This is a genomic window from Clostridium sp. HGF2, assembly GCF_964240115.1.
Lineage (GTDB): Bacteria > Bacillota_I > Bacilli_A > Erysipelotrichales > Erysipelotrichaceae > Clostridium_AQ > Clostridium_AQ innocuum.
Genome location: NZ_CAXSSO010000019.1, coordinates 30,348 through 45,499, shown reverse-complemented (window position 1 = coordinate 45,499; position 15,152 = coordinate 30,348). Strand labels below are relative to the sequence as shown.

Below are 15,152 nucleotides of genomic sequence, written 5' to 3'. Positions count from 1 at the left end.
AAGCCTAAATAAAAAAGACACCTATACTTTTTGTATAAATGTCTCTCATCTATTTTTCTTTAACTTAATGACATTGCCTCAGCGGATGGCTTTTTTCAAATATCGCGTATTGCTTGCGGCCCGTTCATACAGCTGACATTTTGACCTGCCCTGCTGCTTCGCCTTATACAAAGCCGTATCACTCTCTCGGATCAAATCATCAATACGCATAACGGGATCTGTAGTATACGAAATTCCGACACTGGCCGACAGATTCATATAATAAGCATTCCTCTCAAAGTGCTTCTGCAGCTCATGAATGAGCCGGTTCCCCTGCCGCAGCAGCTCCTGCGCACTCATGCTTGCTGTCATGGATACCAGAAATTCATCACCGCCCAGACGTGCAATCAGATCCTTTGGAAACATTTTCTTCAGCACCTCTGCACTGATACGCAGCGCTTCATCACCTACCTGATGTCCATAGGTATCATTCACCGTTTTAAAATAATCCAGATCCACATACAATATGGATATCTGCTTAAATTTCCGTAAATCGGCATAATACTCATAAAAATATCTGCGGTTGTATAGACCAGTCAGATAATCGGTATTGGAATTACTGCTCAACTGCTGTTCAAGAAGGTATTCCTCCGTCATATCACGATAGATACACAAATCCCCGACGCGACTTTTGAATATATCATAAATTGTTTCATTGCTGATTTCCAAAATTCTGCGATTCCCCTCAAATGTCAGAATCGCCTTTCCATTCGACTCCTTTTTCAGCTGTTTGCCTTCCCTCAGCAGGGACGAAAACCAGTCATCATATGCTACATCGAGGATGGAAGCTCTGGATACAGCAAAAAATTCAGTAAATTTATCATTGACATTAAGCACAGTCCCCGCCTGATCTCGAATGAGGATGGCAAATGGCATACTGTTTAACAGGATTTCCAGCTCGGTACTCATATTTTCCAAATCGGTGATATCATGCCCGATGCCAACACTGCCAATAATCCTGTTCTGTTTATCAAATAATGGCGATTTATAGGTGCGAAACTGCCGCAGTCCATGCGGGCTTTTCACCAGCTCGTTGAATTGACAGGTTTTCTTTTCCCGTCGTACGATATCCTCTGTCTCGGCACAGTCATCAACATCCACATCCCACACTGCACAGTGATTCTTTCCCTCAATATCCACTCTGCTTTTTCCCACCGTATGACAGAAAGCGCTGTTTACCTTGACATGAGAGCCTTCCTCATCCTTAAACCAAACCAGATCCGGCATACTGTCAATGAGGGTATTGAGATATGTATCCAGCAGCCATGCACGCTCCTTCTGCCGATAGCACTCATATAGACAACGGATACGCTTTTCAAGATATTCCATAGACAGCGGACGGCAAATCACCTCATCTGCAACGTCCCAGCAATCCGCACAGGAAGCAGCATCAGCATCACAGATATACAGCAGATAGGCATCCTCCCTCATTCGGCTGCGAATCGGCTGCAGACTGGACAGAGAAAGCTCACAAAGAATGATGTCACTGCTATTCCAGGCACCATGTGCACCGGATGTTTGAATATGGCAATGCATAAGATCACGGGCAATACCCTGTTCCAGACAGGCCTGTATATCAGAGGTGGTCGATAAAACAGTTACAGCTACATGTTCATGATACATGGTCCTCTTCCTTTCCATCTGCAATTTTACGGATTCATATTTAACGGCGATTATTGTTATATCTTTATTATATTCTTTTCATGGAAACAAATCCACAAATAAAAAAAACGTTCCTACTTATTATGAAAAGAAATTTTTACCTTTGCTTATACAAGATGTAGCTTTTCTAAGGATGTATCGCATTTACATACAGTTTAAAATCATTTCAATGGTATGGGAATAGATACATGTTATGTCTACTCTTAATAGAAACGTATCGTTTTTCTGTTATAAATGTACAGACCTTGAGACAGAAGAAAAAAACAGAAGCAGCTATCAAATGTGAGCGTCTCTGCTTCTGTATCTGACATATCAGAAAATTTCCCCTTACAGGAGTATATTCCATTCCTGTAAAATGTACTTATACTTATATCCTTTATATTGAGCAAACGTCGCTATCGCTTTAAATTTTTTATTTATAACACTAACGCTCTGCTTCCTTTTCCATTGGTTTACTGTACGTTCCCTGTAACTGCATCTGCATGTTTACACCGCTGTCGACGCAGCTTTTTATGCTGATACAGCTGTTCATCTGCCTGCCTGATCAGAACTGTCATATCCACAGGCTCCTGTGGGCTGAACGCATAACCAAAGGACAGGGTCAAAATCTGTGCTGTCCTTGAGCCCTTATGGGGAATCTTTTGTTCACGGATATCATGCGTAAGTGCCGCCATCGTTTTCCGTACGGATTCCTCTGACTGCCCGATGAAAATAGCAGAAAACTCATCCCCTCCATACCGATAAAACTGAATCTCCCCCTTTTTTTCATACTGCTTCATGCAGCGGCCGATTTTTACCAATGCCTGATCCCCCATCTGATGTCCGTAAATATCGTTATATTCCTTAAAATAATCAATATCCAGCATCGCCACTGCCACAATTTTCTCTTTTTGTAAATCAGTAGCTGTAATATCCTCATTAAAGCAGCGACGATTATAGATATTGGTTAAATCATCGATATTCATGAGCCGTTCTAGCTGCTCATTTTCTTTTTCCAGGGATACCTGTCGTTCCTTCGTACGGTAAAGCTCCAAAGCCGCGGTAAGCCCACTGCTGTTATCCTCCATATCGGTATCCTCAATCGTAAGGATAATGGTATAGAACTCGCGATATGCCTGCAGCAGCTCTTCCATAACAGCCTGCACAGATACAGCTTCATGAAGACGCAGATACATCAGCTTACAGAAAAGATACAAAAGATTCATCGATTCCTCAAAGCTCTGCCGGTCCAGATCTTCAAAGCGGGAAAAGTAAGCACATAATGCTGCAGCGTCCTTTAATCTATACTCACAGTTGCACAGATTTGATAACACGATAGCTTTGGAATAGGCGCTGTTTTTTTCCATAGACTGCAGGAGCTCATAGCATTTTTTATAATAATGAATTGCTTCTGTATAATTGCGTTTTAATTCAAAGCATGTCGCAATATTGTTATATGCGCTTAACATCAGGGTCAGATTCTGACATTTTTCAGCTGCTTCCATTGATTTCAGATATGCCTCCAGGGCTTTGATTTCTTCATAATTCGAATTATAATACATTCCATAGAAATTGTATATTCTGGCTAGAAGCTCAGTGTATTCCGTGCTTTCACACAGCTTTCTTGCACGCTCCAGATAACGGATGCAATCTTTATTTTTCTTTGAGGCCAGATAAAAATCGCTGATAAAGGTATAGGCAAAGGCCAGTGCATAAACGTCATTGGACAGCTTTGCCTTTTCTGATAATATCATACACAGCTCATATTCCCGCTTCAAATCGATAAGGCGTACATGCATGATCTCAGCTTGTATATCTTCCAGACTCCACAGCTTTCATAATTTTTATCCATAGAAATCCTCTCCCATCGGCTATGCTTCTATTATAAATGCTTTTTATAATTTTACACGCTGTTTTCATATTTTCGAAAAACTTGATGCTGTCAGAAACAGGTTTTATTGGGGCATCTACAGGCGCGAACGCTTTCCTAGCAGGATAAATGCCTCCTGCAAGGGGCACTTTGTGTACACTGTTACAATAAATAAAGGCTTTCCTTAACATGAAAGGAAAGCCCTGTATTTTCGAATGGCGTCCACAGCAGGATTCGAACCTGCGACCGCACGCTTAGAAGGCGTGTGCTCTATCCAGCTGAGCTATGTAGACATCTCAACGCCTAATAATAATAGCAAATTTTCTTTCGGATTTCAACTATTTTTTGCTTTTTTATGTAAAACGCACGAAAGAACCTCTATAAGAGATCCTTTTTCATATCAGACACTTAGACGATACAGGGAATAGAAGCATCCCTTTCTTGTATACAGCTCCTCAAATGTTCCTGCTTCCTCAATTCGTCCATCCTTCATAACGAGAATCTCATCGTATTGCTTCAGAATATCGGCATGCAGCTTATGGGTAACCACGATTGCGGTTACATCGTCAAGGTGCAGGATTGACTCCTCTACATAACGGGCGGTTGCAGTATCCAGTGCCGCCGTTGCTTCATCCATCATAAGGATTTGTGCATTGCGAATGAAACCGCGTGCTATACTGATGCGCTGCTTTTCCCCACCGGATAGTAGACAGCCGTTCTCTCCGCACAGATACTCGGCACCCTTTTCACGTACAAATGTATCCAGACCACTGCGCTTTAGGGCATGTTCACAGACTGCCGGAGGAAAGCTTTGAAACATTGTGATATTATCCAGCAGTGTTGCATTGAATACAAAAACATTCTGCTCCACCATGGATACCAGACGATAGAGACTTTCTCTGCTTAATGCATTGAGCTCTACTTCATCCAGAAAAATTCTTCCCTCATAGCCTCGATCATATCCCAGCAACAGCTGCAGCAGAGTGGATTTCCCGCTTCCGCTCGCTCCAACAACAGCATATCGCTTTCCCTTTTCAAAACGAATGTTGATATCAGACAAAACCTTTTTCCCTTCCTCATATGAGAAACTCACATGCTCCAGTGCTACAGCCTGCCGAAACTTTGTTACTGTTTTCTCAGGAAGCGATTCCTCCTTCACATGCAAAACAGCTTCCCCTTTTTCCATGAGGGCGGCACTGGCCTTTCTTTTTGAGTACAGTGCAGGGAGCTTTTCAATCGGCAGTGTAATATAATTCAGCAGCTGGACGAATGCAATCACCGTCCCTGCAGTAATTCTGCCTTGGATACACAACCAGGCACCTAGACCGAAAACGACCAGATTCACTAGAAACCCAGATATCTGCGACAGCAGCATCAGTATGGAAATCAGATCCCTGCGACGTTTTTTGGATTTCTCCAGCGCTGTATTTTCCTGCTCAAAAGCATCGAGCACTACAGCTTCCGCCTGAAAGCTTTTGATTACCGTAAAACCACTGAACAAATCCTTCAGCAGAGCAATGAAGTCCACATGGTGCTTCGATGTACAACACTCTGCTCTTTGCAAAGCGCCGGAAAAGAATACAGATACCAGCAGCGGCACCATACTTGCCAGAATCACACAGATTGTTAAATAGCTGTCCAGATACAGCATAGAGCCAAGACCTGCAGCAAGCATCATCCCATACGTGCAGATTTCAAAAATCGCCTCGAGATTATTTTTTTCGATCACCGTCGCATCATTGCACAATGCGGACATGCATTGTGCAACTGCTTCCTTTTGAAAGGACGAAATACTACGCTGCAGCAGCCCTTTAAAAAGTATATGCTTGTACTGACGCATTCCACGACAGATAAAGCGGTTGGTGTATATAAAGCTGATGACATCCACAAGCACCATTGCAAGCAAAAGCAGAACAAACATTTTGAGCATACGGTAAAGAGCATCCATGGATCCGCTGATTGATATATCAACAAATTCACGCAGTAAAAAGGCAACCCCTACAGCAATCCCTGCATTGCCAATCGAGCCCAGCAAGGCAAGGATAAAATTCAGCCGATTCTTTTTGTATACCGCAGATTTGATGCTATTCATGAGACACCTCCCCATTCAATATAGGCAGCTCACGATCCATGGCGAAGTATCCGTATAATATACCTGACTGTATGTAGGCGGCCATAAACAGCAGCATGGGCAGAAAGCCCGGCTTTTCACTGAGTACATAAATCGGCTCCAAGCCCTTTTCCTTCTCAAGCTGAATTTCATGAACAATCTGCCGTTTTTTTAAATCTTGTAAAATCTGTGCGGCATCGGCTTCTTCAATGCTCAGCTTTTTCGCAAGCCCTTTTACCTGAAAGCCTCTTCCCTGCGGACATTTTGATAGCTGATACAGCATCGCAAAGCAATGCGGTTTATTCAAAAAGGCCAGAAGCTCCTCGAATTCCTCCTGTGCGGGAAGTGCATGTAAAAAACCACAGGACGGCTGCGGTACATATAAAAAATAATGAAATTCCTCATTCAGACGCATGCAGGAATATACATCATCATGCAAAACCTGATACAGCAGGGGGTCTGCGCCCTCCTGCATCATAAAGTTTTCCTGATTGGGAAGTGCCTCATGATGCGGAATCTTACCGATTGCATTTTCCATCATATAGCAGATTTCAAACGCAAGCTCCAGCTGCTTGCTTCGCTTTAGCCCCTTCAGCTTCTGAAAGACAAGATCACTTAGTCTTTCCGGCTCCTGTTTTCCTCTTCCAAACAAATAATCAACTGAAACATTGAAATAATCTGCCAGCCGCGGTAACAGCATGGCATCCGGTGTTCCACCGCATTCCCGCTCTGCGCGCCTTTGGTGCATTTGGATACTGCCTGTGTCGATACCTGCATAGCCTTGGCCAGCTCCTCCTGTGTAATTCCTCTTTGCTTTCGCAGTGTCTGAATTCTGCCTCCAAGCGTCATCTCCATATGATCACAACCTTTCTACATTCCCATTATAAATAAAATGCCAGTTGATAACAATGGATAGAAAGTGGATGAAATCAACCCGAAGTTGCAAAAGAGTTAACATTATCACAAACTGTCAAAGCCGGCTTACATCTTAATTTTATATTTTTGTTGCGTATCATAGCTTATCAATCGATTTATGCAGAGCTCACATCTACCCTATCCGCTGTACATAATATGTGTTACACACTTTCTCTATCGTGTAATTGTCTCTTTCTTAAAGCTGTAGGTAGCGGTTCCTCCCATGAATACCGCAGACCAGTGATAATGATAACACCATCAGCATCTCACTCGCTGATCCGGTACGTTTACAATTGAAAGCCTCATCGTGTGAAATACATTGTGATACAATAGTGAATTATGTGTATAATCTCCTTCAGCATAGAAACAGGCGATGCGCCTGTAGCACATCGCCTTTTGATTTCTATTATTCTGTTTCAATCAATCCGTAACCGCCGTCATGACGCTTATAGACAACCGCAATTTCCTTGGTTTCATCATCACGGTAAATGAAGAAGCTGTGGTTCAGCATTTCCATACGCATGATTGCCTCATCCAGCTCCATGGTATCCGGAACCAGTGATTTTGTACGAACCAGTTCATTATCGGTATCGTCAAATTCTTCCTCAATTTCCTCTTCTTCAATGAACGCATATGCCAGTTTCTCTTTATTTTTTCTTGTCAGTCTTGTTTTCTGACGACGAATCTGATCCTCTAATTTATCAATCGCCAAATCGATAGCTGCATATAAATCGTCCTGTACAACCTCTGCACGCAATACTGCAAATTTTGTAGGGATCGTAACCTCGATTTTCTGTTTATTCGGATACACCCGCACCACCACATTAGCGACTACGTTTTCATCAATTATGAAATACTTTTCGAGATGGTTTAATTTCTTCTCGATTTTTTCAGCAATCGCTGGAGTTACTGTAATGTTTTTTCCGTAGATCTGGACTTTCATATAAAATCCCTCCTTGTTTGTATACCTTTATTATACGCAAAAAAATTAGATTTAACAGGCTTACATTTTCCATGGATTTGTGATAGACTAGTATTGTAAGGGCGATGATGCATATCGTCTTTTTTCATACAGTTTCATTTTCACGATTTTATTGAAAAAGCAAGGAAAATGACCTGTTTTTTTACAACAAAAGGAGAAAATCATGGATGAACTCATTAGAATTCTGAAAGCGGAGGAGCTTACCTGTGTCGTATTGCAGAAGCAGCGGCTGTACAAGGAACATGCGAACGGCATCCTTCCCATCCTGCATTTGCTGGATCAGGGACATCTGCAGGGTGCCCAGCTGGTTGACAAAGTTATTGGCAAAGCAGCAGCGCTGTTAATGGTCCGCGGAGATGTACATCAGGTACATGCCTGTGTCATTTCCACGCATGCTCTGGAAATTTTCCAGCTGTACAACATACCAGTAACCTATGACGAACAGGTTCCCTATATCATCAACCGTACCAAAACCGGTATGTGTCCGATGGAAGCGTGTGTTATGGATGTGAATGATCCGGCAGCTGCGCAGCGATTGCTTAATGCAAAGGTGAAAAGCATGAAAGCAGAGCAGCACGTATAATATTCAAACAGGAAGGAAAGGGAGATATCGCATCCGTTGATTTACATCAACAGAAGAATCTCCCTTTTTTTATATTTCCGTAAAGATTACATCATCAGACATATACTCTGTTTTCCTTTATAAGAGAGGTGTCTGCTGCTTCATTGAAGCAGGAAACGCTGAATAACCATATCCATTTCATTCCCGAAGCTACTGCAATCGCTCGTTTCAGATGCATGAATCTAAATTATATCATTTTGCAGCAGTCATATGCAGATTGCTGCGTCGTTCCTCTGTGGAAATCATCAATCTAAATACTATAACAGCGTTGATTGATTCCGTATCATAGTTTCCTCTTTTTTGATGCTGGTGATAGTTCGTGTGGTTGCAGGATATAATCTAGCTTTTTTTCCGCATCCCATACAGTTTGATGATTTCCAGCAAGGCAAAAGATACAGAAGCAGTCAAAAGCCATAATGTCATATGCGTGCTGTCATAGGTTTCAGCTGTCGCCTTTTTCTTTTCATGCTTTACTGCTCCTTTGTTCTTATCCCCTGTTTGCTGCTCCTTTGTCTTTACCGGCTCTTTCTCAGGAAGTGTTTCCTTCTCTTCTGTATCCAATGTTGCATCTTCCTGTGATTCATCCGGTGCAATCGGCTGTTGTGGTGTTTCCTCCTGTGATGTCGTATTTGAAAACAGCGGTGTATCTGATTCGTAGGATTTCCCGTCCTTTTCCCATACAACACTCTCCACTGTAAGAAGACCATCCTTCTCAATGACGGTGATGATAACGGTGTACAAGCCCTCATCGTATCGAATCGTATCCACAGCATTGGTCATCTGTGTAATTTGATAGGTGTAAACACCCGGACTGCTGAATTTCAATTCCTTTAATTTAATCACACCGCCATCATTTTTCACTGTCTGCAGCACTACCCCCATCTCATCCTTCAGCTGAAACCGGAACTGCCCGTTCTGCGGCTTTTGTCCATCTAATGAAATATGTACATTCATCTGATAATATACAGGCGATAACACCTTGTTTCGAATATTGGTAAAGACCGCTTCCTGCAGCACGTCTGCTTTGATCGTTCCTTTATCATTCTGTTTTTCAATCTGATACCCCAATTCCTGATATTCCTGTTCCTCAATCGTATAATCTGTATCCTTTGGCAGATTCACCAGCTGTATACTCTGCCCTCCGCATAAGGTAAATTCCGCTTTACCATCCGTAAAGACAAGCGTGCCGTCTTTTTTTCCTCCCTCTCCAAGATAGGCTACTTCCTTGTTTAGCTTACCTGCCTGAATTCTGAATTTGAATTCCAAATCAGAATCAGTATCATTTCCTTTCAGCTCCTTGCGTATCTTTAAATCACCGCTCGTTCCCTCCTGTGTATTGACCAGGGTTAGCGTGTTTTTACTTCCATTGATCTTTGTAAGAACGGATACATCTTCCTTTATGACCTCAATCTGATAAACAACCGGTGACAGCAGGTAATTATCAGGTGCTTTTGTCTCTTTCATATAATAGCTTCCAATCGGCAGACCCCGGATTGTCAAAACACCACTCACCGGGGTGACTCCCTTTCGAATGACAGCATCATTTTCCTTACTGAATACGGTAAATTCCGCTCCTTCCAAAGGAATATTTTTCTCATTGACCTTGGTGATTTCCAGCCAGCCGCTGCGCTGCATTGTAGATTGGGCATCTGAGCGATAAACCTGGTCATTCACGGTAACTCCGGATTCTTCTGTATGACCGGAAGCAAGGATAGCGTGATTGGATAGCGTACTTTGATAATCCCCTGTTATATCGGTCAGATAAATCAGCTGATAGACTTTCTGTTCATCAGGGATTGTAAAATACAAGGATCTGTTTACAGGATTATATCGTATGTATTTTGCTGTATCCTTCAGTGGTTTCCCTGCCTTCAGGGTACCGTCTGCTTCCATATCCAGCTCTTGTATGGCTATGTTTTGTTCATCCATATCCAGAGCTCCATCAGATTTCATCCGCAGCTCGATTCCCTCAGACAAGGTATCCTGAATAAGCGCATTCCCATATTTCTGCATATAGGGATTGTAGGTGATTTTCCATTGCAGAATTCCATTGTCAGGTCGCTGCTTTGTTTTGGATATTGTGGTGCTTTTTATCTGTATGCTTTGCTTTACATGCTTTTCCGCAGTCATATGCTCTGCGGTCAGGGAAGCAGCATTCTCAAGACTAATCTTTTGATTCTTATCGAAATATCCCTTTGCCGTCTGCTCATTCGGTCCTGCCTTCAACAGGATCACATATGGCTTCTGCAATGAGGAAAAGGTGAATGCAGCTTCTCCTGCTTTCGTGAAATCACTGGTAATATAATCCGGTTCAACAAGTGTTTTCGCCGTAACCTTTCCGTTCGCGGATACCCCTTCATATATCAAAAACTTTTTATCCGCTATGATATTCTGAAACTCCCATCCCTTCGGAAGGATATCCTTCACGGTAACATCTCCCAGTTGTTCGCCGTCGACAGTTGTTACATCATTGGTCATATCCTTCAAATCGCTTGCATTGACCTGAAGGCGAAAAACAGCAGAGCCATCTTTATAATTATACAGCTTATCAGCAGCTGAGGCCTGTTTATTAACATTGTCAGCATTCGTCAAATCCTTTGCACCATCCACAGCTGTCAAAGCATCCTTTAACAGTATGGTATTCGGACAGCTGACAGTTGCATTTGCCTGATTCACAAGTTTATTGCCACTATAAAGAAAAGCTGTATTTTTCACACTGTTTCCGCTCTGATTATCATTACTTAAATAAATATTCGGATTGGTAACCTGTGATTTATAAGAGAAGCTCTGATTATGTTTATCCACAGCCAGCCCGTTAACATCTGTCCCTGTGACGACCAGAACATCCGCAATCACCGTACCATTCTTTTTGATATGATGAAGTGTAGGAACAGCAGCACTGTCAGCTTCCGTAGCAAAGGAATCCTTTACATACCGCTGATTACAGCTGGGAGTCAAGCTCTTTACAACCTCTTTGCTTACTGTCGTTAAGTCTGCTCCAGTATTGTCTGTGATTTCATAAGCATCATCCCAGGTAAAGGATGCATCATACACAAGCAGCTCCAGCACACGTAAATCATCATTCACATCGGACTGCTCCACGTTCACATTCCAGGTCGCCGTATGTGCAGACGCATCATAGGCTCCTTTCGTCTTGGTGATTGGATTGAATCCGATGCTGCTGTAGACAGAATTGCTGCCAACTCCTGTATTCCCTTCCCAGCTGAGTGTTGCTTGATTATTTACCGATACCACGGTATGCTCTATTTCCGATTTATCCTTGAGCTGTGCCGTGATTGTCAGTCGAACCTTGGCATTTATAGTACCAATTTCATATTTTCCATCCGCCGGTTCATTGGAAAAAGAAGCAGATCCTGCGTCCCAGGAGGTTCCATTATATATTTCCAAAGCTGCAGACTGCCAGTTCAATTTACTATCCAGCTTGTCCGTAATGACTGCATTCGTTAACGATGCAGCAGGCTGATTTGCTGTAATCGTCCATGATATCGTTCCATCCTTATGGTTAATTCCATTCAATTCCTTTTTTATCCAGGTTCCATCATAGTTCACACTGGCACTGGATGTACTGACCTGCCCCTCATCCTTTAGGATGACAGCGGTATTTCTTATCGTTTTTTCGCTGTTTGCATAATAAATTGCATCCGGGATTTCCGTTTTGAAAAACACATAGCAAATCCCTTTTGCCGATTCCGGAAATGTGTGCTGCAGCAGTGAAGCTTCATAGGAAACCTCTCTTTCTACAGCATCACTGCCATCCTCTGCCGTTCCGATTTTAAAGGATCTGTCCACATAGCTTCCAACGCTTTTCAGATTATCCTGAAATACATAGCCGCCAAAATCTGCAGCTGCTCCTGCCTGTTGCGCATCTATTTTGACCTTCCAGCTGACAAACTTTCCTTCAACAGCTCCGCTTTTTTCCATAGTCATAATAACAGGCGGTTCCGGCACCTTTACAGAAAAGCTTTTTCCCAAAATGGTTACAGCATGTTCTCCAGGCGTGGCGCCATCTCCTGTACCGTTATATTCCAGAGTTGTTGAGAATTTACAATTGACATTTGACCAGGCGCCTCCCCCGGCTATGGGCTGTCCATCAAACACCTCATCATCACCGTCAAAAACGATATGGGCATATACTTTATTCGCATCCGTGTCTGTAACAATGCGAAGCGATCCGATTTTAACTTCTCTGCTGCTGCCGTTTTCCTCAACCTTTCTTGTCAGAGCAAAGCTTGGAGAAGCTGTATCTGCCAGCTTATACTTCGTTGCAAGCTCAATTACAGCAGTATCTCCTTTTCTTACATAAGAATCCTCTTCTGTCAATCCGTCTCCTAAAACGGGCACCTTAAAATTAACAGATACAGATACCGGATCGGTATCTGTCAACATGCTGTTTTCCACAACATCCTTATGATTTTGTTCAATATACGCTTCCTTAACTGTCAGTAAAGCACTGACATCCCTGCTGTTTTCCGCATGCAGCGGCATATCTGTCATTTGAAACAAAAGTGTAAATACTACGAAAAATGCCATCAGACGTTTCATACCTCTAACCATAACCATCATCCTCCTGAAATCCCTTATCCCGCCATTTTCACGATTTCCATCATTCCCTTTGCATAATGTTAAACGGCATTCCAACCGCAAATACAATATTTTACAAAAGTCGTGTTTATTATACTTTTTCTCTTATATAAAAACAAGTACCATTACGAGCAAGCATAGTATTTATCGTGTTATTCTTATGTGACGCAAGCCTTGCATACGATGAGAAACAAAGGACTTCAAGCAGTTGAAAGGATAAAAAAAAGCGCTCAGGGGCGCCCAAAACTTTTTTTAACTTTCTTTACAAAACCTCTTTCAGCTTACGCAGAGCATTCTCACTGGCAATCAATCTTACCTCTTCCTCACTGAAATTCCGGGTCAGCATTCCCTCAATCAAACGCTGGCTCTTTGAACAATCCTCCAGATTTTTTGTATGCAGCTCCTCACAGCCCTCATAGAAATCCATATAATCAAGCCCCAGTGCCAGTGCTTCGATTCCTGCCAGCTGCTTTATATAGTGCATATGAGCAACCAGATGAGGGATATCGCGTTTTTCAGGACGCTCATGGACAAACGCCGGTGCACTGTTCATACCGATGATTCCCCCCCGCTTTGCGATAGCGATAATCTGATCGTCCCAAAGATTCCGTGGATGATCACACAACGCTCTCGCATTGGAATGCGTGGCGATAACGCGTGCTGAGGGATGTGCCATAATATCCCAGAAGGTTCGCTCATTGGCATGGGATACATCCACCAGCATATTGCAGTCAATCATTGCCTGCAGTGCCTCTTCCCCAAGCGGATGAAGGCCATGCTCCGGATTCCCCTTTACGCCGGTTGCCAGCAGATTTTCCTCGTTCCAGCAAAAGGAGGCAATGCGTACACCCTGCGCATACAGCCACTCGATTTTTTCTCTGGCATGCTCCTTGATACCGCACATTCCCTCCACAGTCAGTATTGCCTTGATATGTCCGTTTTCAATTAAATCCTCACCACAAAGCACCAAATCGATCATCTCGCAATGCTCGATTTCCTTTTTCAGGGACAAAACCATATCCTGCATATAGTCCCACGTTTCACTTCCCTCAAAAAAGGATGCCATACCGATATAAGAAACCTCACCCTCTAAAAACTTCTGCAGATGAAAGCGGTTCAGTATATCTGTTTCCGTGTGCTTCTTCTGCATGACATCGTATCCGATGTCCGCATGCAAATCAAACAGCTTCATAGTACATTCTCCTCTCTTCCTTCAGTATATGCACAATCTTTGACAGCTCTCCTATAGAAAAGAGCATGTCGTATGTATAGCACCATGGACATGCCCCTTACCAGCAATTACATCAGTCATAGATAATATCGAAATACTTCATATCCCGCTTGCCGTCCATTCCGGTATCGTAGGCGGCATCCTGCAGAAGCTCGAGCACAGATTGACTGTCAGCTCCGTATTCTATACAGCCGTATGCCTTGTCAACTACACGAACAGCCGTTTCAATTGCCTCGTTGAACATATCAATAAAAGAAGCGTTGGATGTGATCGTATCATCACACGGATGCTTCCAGATCGCATGCTCTTCGTTCAATACATCATAGCGCTCATCCACAGACGGACGGACAACGTTGCCGCTGACAGCCCAGGGCTTGCGTGCAAGCGTCTCAAAGCCCTTTAACAGCGGATATTTGATATTTGCAGGATCATACAGCAGCTTCTGTACATCATACCAGGAGTTCAGGGTTTCCCTGATATCGTGTACCTTAACCTCATGGTGATAAACCTTGCGTGCAGCTGGTACGTATATGCGGGCGATCGCCTTCAGAATATCCTCATCATATGCACAGATTTCATAGCACGGATAATCCCGGATACTCAAGCCGCGGTATTTTTCCAGCATCATGGTATCCATCATAGACTCAAAGCGGTGATGCAGACCTGCACTGACACCCCGGCAGTTCCCTGTACGATAGAAAATATAGGGATGTGTCGTCTTATCCAGCGCCCAGTGACACAGGTGACCAAACAGATAAACACTCATCAGCTCCTTTACATCCTCATGCTTCTGTGCACGGATGCATTCGATTGCTGTTTCATAAAACGCATTGATACCATGTGCATGCATGGCACTGCCCAGCCTGTTCAGCGCATGACTTTTATAGGATTCCCATGGTTTGATATGAGAAAAGAACAGGAAATCAGGACCATTGCTGCCGATATAGAATATCTGCGGATGACGCTCTATCATGGAACGGATATCGTGCTTGGTCATGCTCTTCAGCACTTCTTCCGCAAAAATCTTATGTGTAATAATATTTGGCATAGAACCCTCCTTGTGCTTGCTTCACGTATTTACATACTCTATTATAGCACAGCACGCCTTTCATAACGCAAAAGAAAGCGCTGCTTTTCGCT

Annotated in this window: 10 protein-coding genes and 1 tRNA gene; 1 reads left to right on the top strand and 10 read right to left on the bottom strand. The window is 43.1% G+C overall.

Going from position 1 to position 15,152, the window contains the following annotated elements; genetic code table 11:
- Nucleotides 1-78: 78 nt before the first annotated feature.
- The 7 genes from ACESPQ_RS20520 to hpf all read right to left on the bottom strand — a co-directional run bounded on the left by ACESPQ_RS20520 (nucleotide 79) and on the right by hpf (nucleotide 7,518).
- Nucleotides 79-1,662: a sensor domain-containing diguanylate cyclase gene (locus ACESPQ_RS20520; RefSeq protein WP_109771538.1), complete on the bottom strand. Its 1,584-nt coding sequence runs from the start codon at nucleotides 1,660-1,662 to the stop codon at nucleotides 79-81.
- A 491-nt stretch (nucleotides 1,663-2,153) separates the two neighbouring features.
- On the bottom strand, nucleotides 2,154-3,434 hold the full coding sequence (locus ACESPQ_RS20515) for a GGDEF domain-containing protein (protein ID WP_242409918.1): 1,281 nt from the start codon (nucleotides 3,432-3,434) through the stop codon (nucleotides 2,154-2,156).
- Between the two features lie 332 nt (nucleotides 3,435-3,766).
- Nucleotides 3,767-3,843: transfer RNA gene (locus ACESPQ_RS20510), tRNA-Arg, on the bottom strand.
- A gap of 107 nt (nucleotides 3,844-3,950) precedes the next feature.
- On the bottom strand, nucleotides 3,951-5,642 hold the full coding sequence (locus ACESPQ_RS20505; protein ID WP_257338022.1) for an ABC transporter ATP-binding protein: 1,692 nt from the start codon (nucleotides 5,640-5,642) through the stop codon (nucleotides 3,951-3,953).
- Complete coding sequence (locus ACESPQ_RS20500; RefSeq protein WP_181952870.1) at nucleotides 5,635-6,360, bottom strand: hypothetical protein; 726 nt, start codon at nucleotides 6,358-6,360, stop codon at nucleotides 5,635-5,637. Before ACESPQ_RS20500 ends, ACESPQ_RS20505 begins: the two co-directional genes overlap by 8 nt.
- Complete coding sequence (locus ACESPQ_RS20495) at nucleotides 6,276-6,509, bottom strand: helix-turn-helix domain-containing protein (RefSeq protein WP_109771549.1); 234 nt, start codon at nucleotides 6,507-6,509, stop codon at nucleotides 6,276-6,278. The genes ACESPQ_RS20500 and ACESPQ_RS20495 overlap by 85 nt, the downstream gene beginning before the upstream one ends.
- Before the next feature lie 472 nt (nucleotides 6,510-6,981).
- Nucleotides 6,982-7,518, bottom strand: a complete 537-nt coding sequence (gene hpf, locus ACESPQ_RS20490; RefSeq protein WP_002608556.1) for a ribosome hibernation-promoting factor, HPF/YfiA family — start codon at nucleotides 7,516-7,518, stop codon at nucleotides 6,982-6,984.
- Nucleotides 7,519-7,720: 202 nt separating this feature from the next.
- Here hpf and ACESPQ_RS20485 point away from each other — a divergent pair, with 202 nt between their 5' ends.
- A complete protein-coding gene (locus ACESPQ_RS20485) occupies nucleotides 7,721-8,140 on the top strand; it encodes a DUF1893 domain-containing protein (protein ID WP_002608555.1) in 420 nt (139 codons plus the stop codon).
- Between the two features lie 378 nt (nucleotides 8,141-8,518).
- Here the strand turns inward: ACESPQ_RS20485 and ACESPQ_RS20480 are convergent, their stop codons facing one another.
- The 3 genes from ACESPQ_RS20480 to ACESPQ_RS20470 form a co-directional block, all read right to left on the bottom strand.
- A complete protein-coding gene (locus tag ACESPQ_RS20480) occupies nucleotides 8,519-12,754 on the bottom strand; it encodes a DUF7601 domain-containing protein (protein ID WP_373144856.1) in 4,236 nt (1,411 codons plus the stop codon).
- 289 nt (nucleotides 12,755-13,043) lie between these two features.
- A complete protein-coding gene (locus ACESPQ_RS20475) occupies nucleotides 13,044-13,973 on the bottom strand; it encodes a dipeptidase (protein ID WP_002608553.1) in 930 nt (309 codons plus the stop codon).
- A gap of 112 nt (nucleotides 13,974-14,085) precedes the next feature.
- Nucleotides 14,086-15,060 carry a zinc dependent phospholipase C family protein gene (locus ACESPQ_RS20470; protein WP_002608552.1) on the bottom strand — a complete coding sequence of 325 codons (975 nt, stop codon included), beginning with the start codon at nucleotides 15,058-15,060 and terminating at the stop codon, nucleotides 14,086-14,088.
- Nucleotides 15,061-15,152: the final 92 nt, after the last annotated feature.